Genomic DNA, 17,634 nt, shown 5'->3' with positions numbered 1-17,634 from the left:
ATACAATAACACATTCGATCTGTCAAGGATTTAACGGCAAAAAGTGGAGATTTTTTTCCTAAGCAAGTCAGAGATATTTTTAGTATAATAGAAGAAAAGCAAGCAAAGGAGAGGAAAATGGTTGTGCAGCTGGATACAAAGACGGTTTATTCTTTTATGGATAGTCTGGTACCCATCCAAAAATATGTTAAAAAAGCCAAAGAGATGGGGTATCGCTATCTTGGGATAATGGACAAGGACAATCTTTATGGTGCCTATCATTTTCTGGAAGTGACAAGCTCTCATGGCATTCAGCCCTTGATTGGCTTGGAGGTGAGCTTTTTATGGGAAGAAACGCTTCTGGATGTTCGTTTACTAGCACTTTCGACGCTTGGTTACCAGCATTTAATGAAGATTTCTACTTTAAAGATGACTGGGAAAGATTCTTGGTCGGACATTCGTCATTTATTGGAGGATGTGGCGGTCATTGTCCCAGCCAGTGCAGGGGTGGATGAGTTGGATTTAGGGGTGGACTTTTACATCGGGGTCACGCCCAAAACGCCACAGCAATCATTTCGCCATAAGACGCTGCCTCTTTCAACCGTTCGTTTTTTTGATTCGGGCGACTTGGAGACCTTGCAAATGCTCCGCGCCATCCGTGACAATGTTAGTTTACGCGAGGCAGAATTGCCCGTGCCAGATGAATATCTCCTTACTCCGCAAGATTTGGCCAGTCTTTTTGAAAAAACGTTTCCCGAAAGTTTACACAACTTAGAAGAATTAGTCTCAGGCGTTTCCTATACCATCAATCAAGACCTAAAATTACCTTGTTTCAATGTAGAGCGTCCAGCTGTTGAAGAATTGCGGGAGAAAGCAGAGGCTGGCTTGCTTAAAAAGGGCTTGCTGAGTTCAGCTTATCAACAGCGTTTGGAAGAGGAGCTTGCTGTTATTCACCAGATGGGATTTGATGACTATTTTTTAATTGTCTGGGATTTGTTGCGTTTCGGTCGCAGTCAGTCCTATTATATGGGCATGGGACGCGGGTCTGCAGTAGGAAGCCTTGTGGCCTATGCACTGGAAATTACTGGGATTGATCCTGTTCAAAACAATCTTCTCTTTGAGCGTTTCTTAAATGTAGAACGCTACACCATGCCAGATATTGATATTGATATTCCAGATGTTTACCGACCAGAGTTTATCCGCTATGTCAGAGACCGCTATGGAACGATGCATGCAGCGCAGATTGTTACCTATTCGACCTTTGGTGCTAAACAGGCCATTCGTGATGTTTTCAAACGTTTTGGGGTTCCAGAGTATGAATTAACCAATATCACGAGAAAAATTAGTTTTAAAGACACCTTGACTTCTGCTTATGAGCGCAACCTGTCTTTTCGTCAGATCATCAATAGCAATCCTGACTATCAAAAGGCTTTTGCCATTGCGAAGAAAATAGAAGGCAATCCTCGCCAAACCTCCGTCCATGCTGCTGGAGTGGTGATGAGCGATGATGATTTGACAGACTACATTCCCCTCAAGTATGGGGAAGATATGTATATCACCCAGTATGACGCCCATGGTGTGGAAAGCAATGGTCTTTTAAAAATGGATTTCTTGGGCTTGCGCAATCTGACCTTTGTCCAACGGATGAAAGAGGCTGTCTTGGAAAAGTATGGACAAGATATCGCGATTGAAGACATTGACTTAGAAGATGAAGCGACCCTAGCCTTGTTTGCCCGTGGAGAGACCAAGGGAATTTTTCAGTTTGAACAAGCTGGTGCAATCCATCTCTTGCGGCGCGTGCAACCAGTCTGTTTTGAGGAAGTAGTAGCCACTACCAGCTTGAATAGGCCTGGTGCGAGTGATTACATTGATAATTTTGTCCGCAGAAAGCACGGTCAAGAGCGAGTAGAAATTTTAGACCCTAGTTTGACAGATATTTTAGCACCGACCTATGGCATTATGCTTTACCAAGAGCAGGTCATGCAGGTTGCCCAGCGTTTTGGAGGCTTCACACTGGGGAAGGCTGATATTTTACGGCGAGCCATGGGGAAAAAAGACGCCAAGGAAATGCACAAAATGGAGGAAGATTTTGTGACAGGAGCGATAGCTCTGGGGCATTCTGAAGAAAAAGCTCGTCAGGTCTTTGCCATCATGGAGAAATTTGCAGGCTACGGTTTTAATCGTAGTCATGCCTATGCCTATTCAGCTCTTGCTTTTCAGCTGGCCTATTTTAAAACTCATTTTCCAGATGTCTTTTTTGATATTATGCTCAATTATTCGAGTAGCGAGTATTTGACAGATGCCTTGAATTTCGGCTTTGAAGTAGCTCCCCTGACCATCAATACCATTCCTTATAAGGATAAATTTCAAGATAAAAAGATTTATCTAGGTTTGAAGAATATCAAGGGCTTGCCGAGAGACTTTGCCTATTGGATGATTGAGCATCGTCCATTTACCAGCGTGGAAGACTTTATGTTGAGATTGCCCCGCCAATATCATAAGCCGACCTTGTTGACGCCGATTATCCAGCTTGGTCTGTTTGATAGTTTTGAAAAGAATCGCCGAAAAATTGTTGAAAATCTATCCAATCTTTTTGTCTTTGTAGATGAACTGGGCTCTTTGTTTGCCGATACGACCTACAGCTGGATTCAGGTGGAAGATTATACCCCAGCTGAAAAGTTTGAATTTGAGCAGTTTATCATTGGGGTAGGTTTAAGCGAACATCCTTTAGCTGAATTGGCAAAAAATGCCATCCATCCTTATAAAGCTATTGTCGACTTGGTGGCAAATACCCGTGAGACGATTTTAGTGGAAGTTCAGTCCATCAAGGTTATTCGGACCAAGGCAGGGGAAAATATGGCCTTTATGCAAGTATCCGATAGCAAGAATAAGCTCGAAGTAACCGTCTTTGCTGAAGCCTTCCGCCATTATCAGTCCCTCCTTCATGAAAAGGGATTTTACTATCTGACCGGAAGAATGCAGGAAAGAGAAGGAAGACTTCAAATGCTCTTGAATGAAGCAGAAGAAGCGACCAATGAACGTTTTTGGATTCAGGTGGCGGGGCACGAGCATGATGTTGCAATTTCCAATATCCTCCACCAATATACAGGAACGATTCCTGTTGTAATTCGGTATGAAAATGAGAAGAAAACAGTTTTTGCCCTCCACTTTAAGGTCCAAAAATCAGCGGAATTACAACAAATGTTAGAAAAAATGACAATGAAAACGATTTATCGCTAAAATTTACAAAAAAAGCAAGAATTTTAGGTTTGATTGTGTTATAATAACAAAGAATGTTAAAAAGAAAAAAGGAGCATAAACGAAATGAAACGTATTGCTGTTTTGACTAGTGGTGGTGACGCCCCTGGGATGAATGCTGCTATTCGTGCAGTTGTTCGTAAAGCAATTTCCGAAGGAATGGAAGTTTTTGGGATTTATGATGGCTATGCTGGTATGGTTGCTGGTGAAATCCATCCCCTAGATGCTTCTTCAGTGGGAGATGTTATCTCTCGCGGAGGAACCTTCCTTCATTCAGCTCGTTATCCTGAGTTTGCCCAATTAGAAGGTCAGCTTAAAGGAATTGAGCAATTGAAAAAACATGGGATTGAAGGTGTTGTTGTTATCGGTGGTGATGGATCTTACCACGGGGCGATGCGCTTGACAGAGCACGGCTTCCCAGCTGTCGGTGTTCCGGGAACAATCGACAATGATATCGTTGGGACAGATTTCACTATCGGTTTTGATACCGCTGTGACAACTGCTGTTGATGCGATTGACAAGATTCGTGATACATCTGCAAGTCACCGTCGTACCTTTGTTATCGAAGTTATGGGACGTAATGCGGGAGATATCGCACTCTGGGCAGGGATTGCTACGGGAGCTGATGAAATCATCATTCCTGAAGAAGGCTTTAAGATTGAAGAAATTGTAGAGAGCATTCGTCGTGGCTACGAACTTGGTAAAAAACACAATATCATCGTTCTTGCCGAAGGAATTATGCAGGCTGTTGAATTTGCAAAATTGCTCAAAGAAGCTGGAGATGAGAGCGATCTTCGTGTTACAGACCTTGGACATATCCAACGTGGTGGTTCACCAACTGCACGCGACCGCGTTCTTGCATCTCGTATGGGAGCGCACGCGGTTACTCTTTTGAAAGAAGGACGCGGTGGTCTTGCCGTTGGAATTCGTAATGAGCAAATGGTAGAAAATCCAATCCTTGGTACAGCTGAAGAAGGAGCACTCTTTAGCTTGACAGAAGATGGAAAAATCATCGTCAACAATCCTCATAAAGCAGATCTCGAATTGGCTGACCTTAACCGTAGCATTTCAAGCTAATAGTAGCAGAGACCAAAAAACAAGCACAAGCAAAAAAGGAGTTTTAAAACATGAATAAACGCGTAAAAATCGTTGCAACCTTAGGACCTGCGGTAGAAATCCGTGGTGGCAAAAAATTTGGAGATGATGGTTACTGGGGTGAAAAACTAGATGTCGAATCATCTGCACAAAATATTGCAAAATTGATTGAAGCTGGAGCAAATACTTTCCGTTTCAACTTCTCTCACGGTGACCACGAAGAGCAAGGTGCTCGTATGGCAACTGTAAAACGCGCAGAAGAAATTGCTGGTAAACGAGTTGGTTTCCTTTTGGATACAAAAGGTCCAGAAATTCGGACAGAATTGTTTGAAGGCGATGCAAAAGAGTACAGCTACAAAACTGGTGAAAATATCCGTGTTGCCACTGCTCAAGGCATTCAATCTACCCGTGAAGTGATTGCTTTGAATGTAGCTGGTGGACTTGATGTCTTTGATGATGTAGCAGTTGGTCAACAAATTCTTATCGACGATGGAAAACTTGGTCTTCGTGTCTTTGCAAAAGATGATGAAAAACGCGAATTTGAAGTAACGGTTGAAAACGACGGTGTCATCGCAAAACAAAAAGGGGTGAACATCCCAAATACAAAAATTCCTTTCCCAGCACTTGCTGATCGGGATAATGCGGATATTCGCTTTGGTTTGGAACAAGGAATCAACTTCATCGCGATTTCATTCGTTCGTACAGCAAAAGATGTTAACGAAGTTCGTGCGATTTGTGAAGAAACTGGCAACGGTCATGTTCAATTGTTTGCAAAAATTGAAAACCAACAAGGGATTGACAACTTGGATGAAATCATCGAAGCTGCAGATGGCATCATGATTGCCCGTGGAGATATGGGAATTGAAGTGCCATTTGAAATGGTTCCAGTGTACCAAAAAATGATTATCAAGAAAGTCAATGCAGCTGGTAAAGTGGTCATCACTGCTACAAACATGCTTGAAACCATGACTGAAAAACCACGTGCAACTCGTTCAGAAGTATCAGATGTCTTTAACGCTGTTATTGACGGAACGGATGCAACCATGCTTTCAGGAGAGTCTGCAAATGGTAAATACCCACTTGAGTCTGTGACAACAATGGCAACCATTGATAAAAATGCCCAAACATTGTTGAATGAATACGGTCGTTTGTCAACAGCTGAATTCGAACGCAATTCTAAGACAGAAGTAATGGCATCAGCTGTCAAAGATGCGACGAACTCAATGGATATTAAATTAGTTGTAACGATTACCAAAACTGGTCACACAGCTCGCTTGATTTCTAAATACCGTCCAGATGCAGATATCTTGGCTGTTACCTTTGATGAATTAACCCAACGTTCATTGACTTTGAACTGGGGTGTCATTCCAGTGGTTACTGAAAAGCCATCTACAACAGACGATATGTTTGACCTTGCAGAACGCATTGCAGTAGACGAAGGTTTGGTTGAATCAGGAGATAACATTGTTATTGTTGCAGGTGTTCCTCTTGGAGAAGCAAGCCGCACAAATACAATGCGTATCCGCACGGTTCGTTAATAGAACGTAACATTTAGCAGGGGGCTTGAATGCTTCCTTCAAAAGTTAGAGAAATATTGAAAGGACCCAGTTCTGCCTTGAGCAGGACTGGGTCTTTTTTGTGTTGTCTTGACAAATATGGCTCTTTGTCAACTGTAGTGGGTAGATGAAAAGCTAACACCTAGAGAGGACCAAATTGGTCTTCTCTTTTTTGATGTTGATGGCAATCAAAATCCGCTTTTTGAAGTTTTCAAAGTTCCGAAATCCAAAGGCATTACGCTTGATGACTTTGATGAGATTATTCGTCGCCTCAAGTTTGGCATTTGAGTAAGGCAATTCCATGGCGTTGAGAATCTTATCCTTGTCCTTCAAAAAGGTATTAAATACGGTCTGGAAAATCGGGTTGACAGTCTGCCGATCGTCTTGGATAAGTCCAAAAAACTGGTCAGCTTGCTTCTCCTGGAAGTGAAAAAGCAGTAGTTGATAGAGCTCGTAGTGTTCTCTCAGTTCTTGAGAATAGCCGAGCAGTTTAGCGACAATCTCCTGGTTGGTTAAGTGCATGCGAAAAGTAGGGCGATAGAACCGCTTGTCACTGAGTTTACGGCTATCTTGTTGTACCAGTTTCCAGTAGCGTTTGAGCGTCTTGTATTCATGCGATTTGCGGTCAAAAGCATTCATGATTTGGGTACGGACACGGTTCATAGCACGGCTGAGATGTTGCACAATGTGGAAGCGATCAAGCACGATTTTAGCATGAGGAAAAAGTTGTTTGGCTAGTTGATAGTAAGGGCTAAACATGTCCATAGTGATGAATTTAACGCGGTTTCTGACCTGTCTAGGGTATCTCAGAAAGTGATTTCGGATGGTTGCTTGCGTTCTTCCATCAAGGATAGCGATGATGTTATTTGTGTCAAAATCTTGAGCGATAAAGCTCATTTTCCCTTTCTTGAAGGCATACTCATCCCAGGACATGACTTCTGGAAGCTTAGCCCAATCCGTTTCAAACTTAAACTCATTGAGTTTTCGAATAACTGTAGATGTTGAAATGGAGAGTCTGTGTGCGATATGTGTCATTGCTTGCTTTTCGATGAGTAATTGTGCGATTTTCTGGTTGACAGCGACAGAGATTTGATGGTTCTTCTTAACAATAGGAGTTTCAGCGACCGCTATTTTCCCACATTCCTTGCACTTGAAACGACGCTTTCGAAGGCGGATAAGTAGCGGGTAGCCAGCAGTTTCTAAGTAGGGGATTTTAGAGGCTTTCTGGAAGTCGTACTTAGCCATTTGTCCCTTGCAGGAAGGGCATTTAGGGGCTGTGTAATCCAAGTGACCGTGGAGTTCTAAGTGAGTTCCCATGTCGCATTCATTAGTGATCGTGATATTTTTGTCTTTCATTTTGAGAAAATTTGTGATAAGATTTAGTTGTTCCATATGAGTCTTTCTAAATGATGGTTTTATCGCTTTTCATTATAGGTCATATGGAACTTTTTTTCTACACTCTAAAAGGCTCCATAATCTCCACAGTGGATTTACCCACTACAGAAATTATAGAGCCACAAATATTTCTACCCAATATAGATCTTTGAAGGCAGTTTAAGGTTTCTACTCATTGAATTTCAAAATAGTCATTTGCTATATACATGTTTTATTCACAAAATGAAGTAGCTTAAGTATGTTAAATAAGCTGATTTTTTAGCAGATGAAAAGTACAGTCATAAAAATGAGGCATTTATATCTAAATCATCTAAGAAGGTAGTCAGAATGCTAACTTTGATTTTTATTGAGTATAATTGCTCAGGAAGCTTAAGTGACTGTTCTCTTTGTAAAATATCATATTCGCGTAGAAACGATACTAGAATAAAATAAGCTTTTGTAAAAAAATAAAAATAGAAAAAAAAAAAGGGGGGGGGGGTAAAATTTCCTTTTTTTATATGAAAAAACAGTACAAAACAGTTGACAAACTTACATACTGGATGATAGAATTAATCTTAATATCTAAGGAGGAGTAGCACTATAAAAATACTATGAATAGACTAGTAACTCTATTTAATGTTAGTAGGATAAGGACAATATGATCTATATCTTCAATGAACGCCTGACACTGGTTCCGAGCGGAGTAGAGTACGCAGAGGTTCAATTAGCCAATTTACTGCGTGAGTTAGATATCGACTTTAAGTTTATTTTTGCAGGTTGGACTGGGCCTGGAAATCTAGTGGACTATGGACGGAAAGTTGGTTATCAACCAGACGATCTCATGTCTATTTATCATTTGTTCACAGACTTAGAATTAAGTGGCGCTTCATTAACGGTTGATAAAATTCTTCCTCTTTATTCTGATTACAGAAACTGTATAGAAAAGAGTGCAGAGAAAGAAGTTTACCAGCAGGGCGATTATCGTTTGTTTCTCTATTTATTTGATTCCTATGTGAGCCATGCGATGATTGAAAAAAATGGTATTCTAGTTCAGGTTGATTACTATACGAGTCAATTATCGCATTCGGAGTTCTTTAATCGCGGTCAATTTATCCAACGAGAGTTCTATAATAAAGACGGCTCTTGTGCATTGAAGGAAACGGTTCATCAATGGGACTCATCTTTTGAATACAAAGACTACCAGTGGTCTTCTAAGCAAGAATTCATGAAGTATGTTATGAATGGTCTAGATCTGAAAGAGTCAGATACGATTATATTGGATCGCTATGCTTTTATCGATCAAGATATTCTTCCTTTCACAGGGAAAGCAAAGGTGATTGCGACTCTTCACTCGGAACATTTTATGAGGGATTTTTATCCAGAAAAGCTGGTTTTCAATCCTCATTACCAGTATATCTTTAGGAATTCTCATCTTGTAGATGTATTTCGAGTGATGACGCAAGCACAAAAAGAATTGCTTGGGGAACATCTTGACAGGTTGGGCATTCAAGGGAGAATCGAGGCTATTCCTCCGACTTATCTGGCAAAGGAGCCTCCTCAAACGGGGGAAAAACTATCTTATCGGCTATTGACAGCTAGTCGGATAGCTCCTGAAAAGCGCCTAGATTTGCTGGTTCAATCTATTGTTAAAGCCAGTCAAGAACTTCCTCAGCTTCAATTAGCTATTTATGGCGGCGGCGATCAAGAATCATTACAGGAACTTATTGATTCAGTAGGAATGCAGGATAAGATTTCCCTAAAAGGTCATACTGAAAATGTAGTCGAGTATTATTCACAATACGATGCTTATATCAGTAGTTCGCCAGGGGAATCGTTTGGCTTATCAACCTTTGACGCGTTAGGCCAAGGTTTGCCCCTCATTGTACGAAAAGTTCCGTATGGAAATTTAGAAATGGTAGAGGGCAATGGCATACTGGTTGAAGGTGAAGCGGATGATGAGGTGGTAGAAAATATGGCAAAGGCTATCGTACAATTCTACCAAGAAGATCGTCACGTAGAGTATCAAAAAAATAGCCTTGCAAAAGCGTTGCAGTATACAAAAGAAAAAACGAAACAACAATGGAAGGAACTTTTAGAAAGTATCTAAAGGGAGTGAAAATAATGGAAAGAAAAAATAAATATAGTATCCGTAAATTTAAAATGGGCGTAGGCTCTGTCTTAATCGGATTTGCTCTAGCGGGTGGGGCAATGGTTCCGGTATTTGCAGATGAGGTAGCGAATAACACAGCTACGACGGCAACTGCTGATCAAGAACAACCAGATAATCAAGATACCTATGGTGCTGTAGCACCCATCAAAGATTATTTAATCAATGAAAACCCTAATATTGAATATGGTAAGGGAACGATTTCTGAGCCGAATGAAAATCGTCGGGTTACAGTTCAAGTGGGGACCAAGCCAGTAGTTGAAGAAAAAATCGTAGATGGCAAGGAAGCAGTTTCGACTACGAATTATACGGTTATTTATCCTTTGGTCAATGCAGAAACGAATGGAAGTACCCTTCGAGAAGTTGCAGATGTGGTTGAAAATGTAAAAGCAGAGAATTACAAAGATTTAGTCACTCCATATGAAGATGTGGAGTTAAAAGAGTACAATGGTCCTCAAGATTCCCTTGTCCTTCAAGGGTTTGGCGAAGAAGGCCGTCTTGACCTCAATAAATTCCTGAAACCAATTAGCGATAATTGGAATAATACGACTGCAGATACCAAGCGTGGGGTTGAATTCCGTTTTGAAGGAAGCGATGGCAATACGACCTATTTCAGAGTCTTTCCAGGAGCAGATGGAGGAATTCGCCCAGATGATCTTCGCTATCGTGATTTAAAGAGAAGCTTTAGTGACGATGTCAATGAGAGTTCTGGATTTACTACTAATGGTTCTCCTGGTTATACCGATTTTAGCTATTATATGACTCGATTGTCACGAAATAATTTCCTTAATGGTGAAGTTGGTCAATACAACTACTTTACAAAAGTATTGAATCCTCGCACAAATGAAGTTGTTCCAGAGAAGCGTATGATCAATAATCAGCTCTATCTCTATAATGGTGAAAAAGATGTTGACTTAAATCTCAAAGTGTCTTATCGTTACTACTACTCAGCAGAATTACCTTATTTAGATCTGTTTATCGACTTTAGAGGAGAGGGTGAACGACCACGTTTCAATACTGGTAGTTGGAGTGGAGAAACCTACAAGCCAAATGATACCAATCCTTGGGAAACAATCGGGGATATTACCCTAAAACCGCATATTACCTATATTGTAGGAGATGGGAGTAAGCCAGCCCCCAATCTAGCTCGTCAGGATCAAAATCTCGAGCTAGATGCTTGGTATCGGAAGCCTTATAGTGTAGACGTATCGCCGACGGCTACTGTTGATGGTGACTATACAGTTTATCGCACCTATAAACTAGATGCAAAAACGGGCGAACGTGTGGTTGTGAATGAGGAGCGTATCAAAACAGCAGATATTCCAACGAGTCAAGACAACACAACCTTTAATGCTCAGATGATTGGACTTAGTCTTCCAAAATTCAATAAGACGGAAGGAGCTGAAGATGCCCAAGCAGGGACTATTTCGATTTCTGAAAATCCTTTATTGAAATTGGTCCATGATTCCAATTTTAATGTTAGCAAATCGTATCTTGTTGAGCTCTACAAAAAGGTCTATGGAGCGACTACAGAAAATGACAAGAATCGTGTTGCAGCTGCCCTTTCTGAGTATAAAAATCAAGATTTAGTGCGCAGAGCAGCGAATATGGATGATCCGAAAGATCTTTACGGATTTAACAATCTACCGTATCGGAAAGATGTTGCTAAGCAGGCAGAACTAGAATTAGCCGCTTACATCGATAATGCTGATCCAAATCGCTCCTCAGTTTTGGTGCCAGATGTTCTTGTCCGTCATTGGGTACGAAATAGTTCTGATGATCCATTTACCTTACATCTTGAGGAGCAAAAAGGTCCGATTACCATGCTCAATGAATATTATACGAAAGGATCAAAGGATGTTCTTGACGAAGGATATAAATATCTTCGAGCGGAGCATACGGATCAACAGTATATTTATAAAGTTCCTAAAACGGATAATGATATTCATCTCGTTGAATCAAGGGTACGCTATAGTGAGTTTGCTATTGAGAGAATGGGAACAGTTGCGCCACCATTCTTTTCTGGAAATGGCTACGATGGAGCAGGATTTAACGTTGATTATGGTTACTTCCCATTTGTAGAAGCGGTCGACGATAAACGAGCAGAAGAAGTTCGCAATAATCCAAATGGTGAATACCGAGTGTATGACCGTGCCCGTCACGTCCGCACTATTGATGTCTATTATGAAGTTGACCCAAAAACGACAGAGAGTGAGGAAAAAGGTCATGTCGTTGTTCATTATGTCGATGAAAAGGGTAACCCAATTGACAAAGACAAAACTTACCCTGAAGTTGTTGTCAATAAGGTAAAAACGACGACTTATCCAGGTGGTCGCGAACCTGAAATTGAAAAGACTCCTACAAAAGAGACTTATGATGTCGAGCCTGATAAGAGAGACACCATCACTTATGAAGGCTTTGAATATAAATTTACCGCAGTAAAAGACAACAAAGAGTTGAGTGGTATCCTCCCAGCTGGCACGACAGAGATTACCTATATCTACAGTGTTGTACCTAAGACACGAGTAGAAGAAGAAAAAGGAAGTGTTTTTGTAACCTACCAGACAATCGGTGGTACGATTATCAAGGCTAGGACTGCAGTAGTAGATGGAGCGCTTCTCAAGAGAAGGACGATTACAGAAATTCCAGGAGAAACAGCATCAGACACAGAGAGTTATCCAGTAGACTATCAGACAGCTGCAAAAGACATTGAAGATGTGAATGGTGTTCCTTACAAATTGGTCGGACTTGCTGATACTTCTGCTCCTGCAGGAGGAAAAGTAGAGGTTGGCGAGAAAGAAGTGATTTACCTCTACGCTCCAATTCAAGATGAAGTCATAAAGACAGAAGTCAAAGGTAGCGTTGCTGTACGCTATGTTGATAAAGAGACAGGTCTTGAAATCCATGATCAAAATATGGTCGTGACAGACGGTATCGTCAGAACAGAAACGCGGACCATCAGACGATATGCTGAAAAAGACGGAACTATTAAAGTCCTATCTGATGAAACGGTTTCTACTCCAACAAACGCTACTTACGACAGCAGTCTGAAACGGTTAGCAACGATTGACGCTAATGGGGCAACGTACTACTATGTTGAGGCAGACAAACCTGAAACGGCTACTCTTGAAGAAGGCTTAACGGTCATTACCTATAAATATTTGAAACCGACAGTCGTTACGCAAACTGTAACGGGTCACGTAACGGTTCATTATATCATTAGTGGCACCACAACTGTTTTGAAAGATCCGGTTGAAACGATGGAAAATACAGTTGTGAAGACTACCACTACGGAAACTCTTCCGGGCAAGGCACCTGTATCAACAGATGTAAACCATACTGTGAACTACAATACAGTACCATTGGCACCATCTATTCTTGTCAAAGACGATGTGGAATATGTTTTAGTTGTAACTCCTGAAAACAGCACTGGGAAAGTGGTAGAAGGAAACACAGATGTCACTTACGAATACCTTCCAAAGATTGTTGAGGAAAAACACGAAGAGCTGAAGGGCTCAGTCGTCGTTCATTATGTGGACGAAGCAGGAAATCCACTTCTTCCGAATAATAATCTTGTTACAGATGTTCTTGTAAAAATAATCGATACCACTGTTATTAGAAATCAAAATGAGCCCCTTGTGAAAAAGCAGGAATTCACAAGTCCTTACACAGCTCATCGAGAAGAGACATTGGTGCGTGAAGGCAAGACCTATCAGCTAGTACGCGTTTCGGATAGCCATAAAGTTGGTGAAACCGATGTTGTAGCGTCAGAAGCCCGCATTGGTGGGGAAACAGGTAACGTGCAAGAAGGCGTGACGGATGTTATCTATGTTTATAAATTGCTTGAGACTCCTAAGGAACTTCCAAATCAACCTGAATCAGGAACAGGGGAGACTCCTCCACCAACTCCAAGCACCCCAAGCTATGTTCCATATGTGCCAACGAATCCTGCTAAGCCAGATCCAAAAGATCCAAATCCAACGATTCACATTCCAGAAGTGCCATATGATGAGACACCAGAAAATCCATCAGATAATCCACGCTTGCCAGAGGTTCCAGGGTATATTCCAGTTGATCCACAAGATCCAACGAAACCACTCTCAGAAGATCCAAATGGTGGTTACATTCCACCAACCCCTGCGGATCCAAAACAACCAACGGCAATTCCGTATCTTCCAGCAGGTAGTGTAACAGTTCACTATGAAACAGCGGATGGTCAAGTGTTGAAACTTCCAACTCTGGACACGGTGAAAGCGCCAGTCGGTGCAACTTATCATACCAACGAAAACGGTCAGGAAATCCCAGCTGAGATTCATCTTGGTAAGGAAACCTATGTGTTAGTCGGTGTGAAAGAAGGGGATCACGAAACGGGTACGATTGTAAAAGGAAATATTGACGTTACCTACATTTACAAGTTGAAGGAACTTCCAAATCAACCTGAATCAGGAACAGGGGAGACTCCTCCACCAACTCCAAGCACCCCAAGCTATGTTCCATATGTGCCAACGAATCCTGCTAAGCCAGATCCAAAAGATCCAAATCCAACGATTCACATTCCAGAAGTGCCATATGATGAGACACCAGAAAATCCATCAGATAATCCACGCTTGCCAGAGGTTCCAGGGTATATTCCAGTTGATCCACAAGATCCAACGAAACCACTCTCAGAAGATCCAAATGGTGGTTACATTCCACCAACCCCTGCGGATCCAAAACAACCAACGGCAATTCCGTATCTTCCAGCAGGTAGTGTAACAGTTCACTATGAAACAGCGGATGGTCAAGTGTTGAAACTTCCAACTCTGGACACGGTGAAAGCGCCAGTCGGTGCAACTTATCATACCAACGAAAACGGTCAGGAAATCCCAGCTGAGATTCATCTTGGCAAGGAAACCTATGTGCTAGTTGGTGTGAAAGAAGGGGATCACGAAACGGGTACGATTGTAAAAGGAAATATCGATGTTACCTACATCTATAAGTTGAAGGAACTTCCAAATCAACCTGAATCAGGAACAGGGGAGACTCCTCCACCAACTCCAAGTAACCCAAGCTATGTTCCATATGTGCCAACGAATCCTGCTAAGCCAGATCCAAAAGATCCAAATCCAACGATTCACATTCCAGAAGTGCCATATGATGAGACACCAGAAAATCCATCAGATGATCCGCGCTTGCCAGAGGTTCCAGGGTATATTCCAGTTGATCCACAAGATCCAACAAAACCACTCCCAGAAGATCCAAATGGTGGTTATATTCCACCAACTCCTGCGGATCCAAATCACCCAACGGCAATCCCGTATCTTCCAGCAGGTAGTGTAACAGTTCACTATGAAACAGCGGATGGTCAAGTGTTGAAACTTCCAACTCTGGATACGGTGAAAGCGCCAGTCGGTGCAACTTATCATACCAACGAAAACGGTCAGGAAATCCCAGCTGAGATTCATCTTGGCAAGGAAACCTATGTGTTAGTCGGTGTGAAAGAAGGGGATCACGAAACAGGTACGATTGTAAAAGGAAATATCGATGTTACCTACATCTACAAGTTGAAGGAACTTCCAAATCAACCTGAATCAGGAACAGGGGAAACTCCTCCACCAACTCCAAGTAACCCAAGCTATGTTCCATATGTGCCAACGAATCCTGCTAAGCCAGATCCAAAAGATCCAAATCCAACAATTCACATTCCAGAAGTGCCATATGATGAGACACCAGAAAATCCATCAGATGATCCGCGCTTGCCAGAGGTTCCAGGGTACATTCCAGTTGATCCACAAGATCCAACAAAACCACTCCCAGAAGATCCAAATGGTGGTTATATTCCACCAACCCCTGCGGATCCAAAACAACCAACGGCAATCCCGTATCTTCCAGCAGGTAGTGTAACAGTTCACTATGAAACAGCGGATGGTCAAGTGTTGAAACTTCCAACTCTGGACACGGTGAAAGCGCCAGTTGGTACAACTTATCATACCAACGAAAACGGTCAGGAAATCCCAGCTGAGATTCATCTTGGCAAGGAAACCTATGAGTTAGTTGGTGTGAAAGAAGGGGATCACGAAACGGGTACGATTGTAAAAGGAAATATTGATGTTACCTACATCTACAAGTTGAAGGAACTTCCAAATCAACCTGAATCAGGAACAGGGGAGACTCCTCCACCAACTCCAAGTAACCCAAGCTATGTTCCATATGTGCCAACGAATCCTGCTAAGCCAGATCCAAAAGATCCAAATCCAACGATTCACATTCCAGAAGTGCCATATGATGAGACACCAGAAAATCCATCAGATGATCCGCGCTTGCCAGAGGTTCCAGGGTACATTCCAGTTGATCCACAAGATCCAACAAAACCACTCCCAGAAGATCCAAATGGTGGTTATATTCCACCAACTCCTGCGGATCCAAATCATCCAACGGCAATCCCGTATCTCCCAGCAGGTAGTGTAACAGTTCACTATGAAACAGCGGATGGTCAAGTGTTGAAACTTCCAACTCTGGATACGGTGAAAGCGCCAGTCGGTGCAACTTATCATACCAACGAAAACGGTCAGGAAATCCCAGCTGAGATTCATCTTGGTAAGGAAACCTATGTGTTAGTCGGTGTGAAAGAAGGGGATTACGAAACGGGTACGATTGTAAAAGGAAATATTGACGTTACCTACATCTATAAGTTGAAGGAAAACCTAACACCACCAGTGGAAGAGGAAAAACCAAGCGAGGAAACACCAGAAAAACCTGAATCAGGTAAGGAAATTCCAGACGGTGACAAACCACAACCAGATGGTGATAAACCAGGTATGGAAATCCCAGGTAAACCAGGCGTTCCAACTCCAGCTAAACCAGCTGAGCCAGGGCAATCAGCGAAAGAAATAAATTCAATGTATGTGGCTAAAGGCGAAAGCCTTCCAAATACAGGTGATGCAGCTGGACAAACTGGCATGGTTTACGGTGCAGCAGCACTCGGATTGACAGCTCTTCTTGCAGCAATGAAGAAGAAATCAGAAAACGAAGACTAAGGTTTTGAAGACTAAGGTTTTATAGAGATACTGCCTATGCAACAAGAGAATCATTTTCAGTATCCTCGCACCTTTGTGTGTAAGCAATGTGGTCGTGTTGTGACGACGATTGCAGGGACTATTGACCGTCGTCAGACCTTCTGCAGCCCGATTTGTAGCCGGCGCTATTGGCGTCACTCTACAAGGAGAAAAAAGTAGAGAAGTCCTCTTAGCAGGACTGTCCATAGACCTATTGGCTAGCGAAAGCTAGCTAATAGGTCTTTTTTGTGGCTCTTTGTCAAGTGTAGTGGGTAGATGTCAGCTAACATCTAGAGAGGACCAGCTTGGTCGTAGCCGCCCCATAACCAGGTGTCTATGATATTTTCCACGCCTCTTATACTGTTATCAGAAAACAGAACTGGAGGCTAATTTGATGTCACAACCTATTGTTCCCTTGAAAACACCACAATCTCGTCGATTTCCTCATAAATCCAAAAGCAAGATGGCACTGAAAATGCGTATTGGAAAAGTTGAACTAAGCTTGTTCCAATCTCTTCATCAAGAAACACTGGAAACTATTTTAGATAAGGTATTGCTCTATGACCATTCAACTCAGTGATTTAGGGCAGGTCTATCTGGTTTGTGGCAAAACCGATATGCGTCAAGGGATTGATTCGCTGGCTTATCTTGTTAAACGTCAATTTGAATTAGATTCCTTTTCTGGTCAAGTTTTTCTTTTCTGTGGTGGTCGCAAAGACCGTTTCAAGGCCCTTTATTGGGATGGACAAGGTTTCTGGTTGCTTTACAAGCGATTTGAAAACGGCAAACTCACTTGGCCTAATGATGAACATGAGGTCAAAGCCCTCACTTCCGAGCAAGTAGACTGGCTGATGAAGGGATTTTCGATAAGCCCTAAAATAAAATCTACAAAAAGTCGTGATTTCTATTGAAATCATGGCTTTCTTTTCGGTATAATAAAGAAAACTGGAGGGTGAGACTATGGAAGAGCTATTAGCCATTATTAAACAACAAGCAGCTGTTAACCAACAACTCACAAATGAACTTGCTCTCCTTCGTGAACAAGTAGCTTATCTGACACAAAAGCTCTATGGCAAGTCATCAGAGAAGGTTGTGCATCAAACTGGTCAGCTCAGCTTATTCGGTGAGGAAAGCCTACCTGAAGAAGAATCTGACTTGCCCAGTTGAAACT

General features: G+C 42.0%; 10 protein-coding genes. 9 read left to right on the top strand and 1 reads right to left on the bottom strand.

Translation table 11 applies throughout. The annotated features are described in order from the left end of the window. The first annotated feature begins 117 nt into the window (after positions 1 to 117). From BFM96_RS08700 to pyk, 3 genes are all read left to right on the top strand, one after another. Positions 118 to 3,219 carry a DNA polymerase III subunit alpha gene (locus BFM96_RS08700; protein WP_068993069.1) on the top strand — a complete coding sequence of 1,034 codons (3,102 nt, stop codon included), beginning with the start codon at positions 118 to 120 and terminating at the stop codon, positions 3,217 to 3,219. A gap of 84 nt (positions 3,220 to 3,303) precedes the next feature. Beyond that, positions 3,304 to 4,314 (top strand): 6-phosphofructokinase, encoded by a 1,011-nt coding sequence (gene pfkA / locus BFM96_RS08695; RefSeq protein WP_068993066.1) that lies wholly within the window; start codon positions 3,304 to 3,306, stop codon positions 4,312 to 4,314. A 50-nt stretch (positions 4,315 to 4,364) separates the two neighbouring features. Next, complete coding sequence (pyk, locus tag BFM96_RS08690; RefSeq protein ID WP_068993063.1) at positions 4,365 to 5,870, top strand: pyruvate kinase; 1,506 nt, start codon at positions 4,365 to 4,367, stop codon at positions 5,868 to 5,870. Between the two features lie 153 nt (positions 5,871 to 6,023). Here the strand turns inward: pyk and BFM96_RS08685 are convergent, their stop codons facing one another. After that, positions 6,024 to 7,280 carry an ISL3 family transposase gene (locus BFM96_RS08685; RefSeq protein WP_068993061.1) on the bottom strand — a complete coding sequence of 419 codons (1,257 nt, stop codon included), beginning with the start codon at positions 7,278 to 7,280 and terminating at the stop codon, positions 6,024 to 6,026. A gap of 640 nt (positions 7,281 to 7,920) precedes the next feature. On the opposite strand from BFM96_RS08685, the gene BFM96_RS08680 reads away from it, so the two are divergent. The 6 genes from BFM96_RS08680 (at position 7,921) to BFM96_RS08660 (ending at position 17,630) form a co-directional block, all read left to right on the top strand. Next, entirely contained in the window at positions 7,921 to 9,369 is a 1,449-nt protein-coding gene (locus tag BFM96_RS08680; protein WP_068993059.1) for a glycosyltransferase, read from the top strand. Between the two features lie 14 nt (positions 9,370 to 9,383). Next, a complete protein-coding gene (locus BFM96_RS08675) occupies positions 9,384 to 16,445 on the top strand; it encodes a MucBP domain-containing protein (RefSeq protein ID WP_068993057.1) in 7,062 nt (2,353 codons plus the stop codon). A 36-nt stretch (positions 16,446 to 16,481) separates the two neighbouring features. Next, the gene (locus tag BFM96_RS11240) at positions 16,482 to 16,643 is read left to right on the top strand and encodes a hypothetical protein (RefSeq protein WP_188595328.1); all 162 of its coding nucleotides are present in this window, start codon (positions 16,482 to 16,484) and stop codon (positions 16,641 to 16,643) included. 214 nt (positions 16,644 to 16,857) lie between these two features. Next, positions 16,858 to 17,043 carry a hypothetical protein gene (locus BFM96_RS08670; RefSeq protein ID WP_068993056.1) on the top strand — a complete coding sequence of 62 codons (186 nt, stop codon included), beginning with the start codon at positions 16,858 to 16,860 and terminating at the stop codon, positions 17,041 to 17,043. Next, a complete protein-coding gene (gene tnpB, locus BFM96_RS08665; protein ID WP_068990513.1) occupies positions 17,024 to 17,374 on the top strand; it encodes an IS66 family insertion sequence element accessory protein TnpB in 351 nt (116 codons plus the stop codon). The genes BFM96_RS08670 and tnpB overlap by 20 nt, the downstream gene beginning before the upstream one ends. Before the next feature lie 49 nt (positions 17,375 to 17,423). Further along, the gene (locus tag BFM96_RS08660) at positions 17,424 to 17,630 is read left to right on the top strand and encodes an IS66 family transposase (protein ID WP_068991337.1); all 207 of its coding nucleotides are present in this window, start codon (positions 17,424 to 17,426) and stop codon (positions 17,628 to 17,630) included. The last annotated feature ends 4 nt before the right edge of the window (positions 17,631 to 17,634 follow it).

Origin of the sequence: Streptococcus himalayensis (assembly GCF_001708305.1) — a bacterium.
GTDB lineage: Bacteria > Bacillota > Bacilli > Lactobacillales > Streptococcaceae > Streptococcus > Streptococcus himalayensis.
Note: the sequence above shows the minus strand (reverse complement) of the source record. Positions and strands in the feature narration are given on the sequence as shown.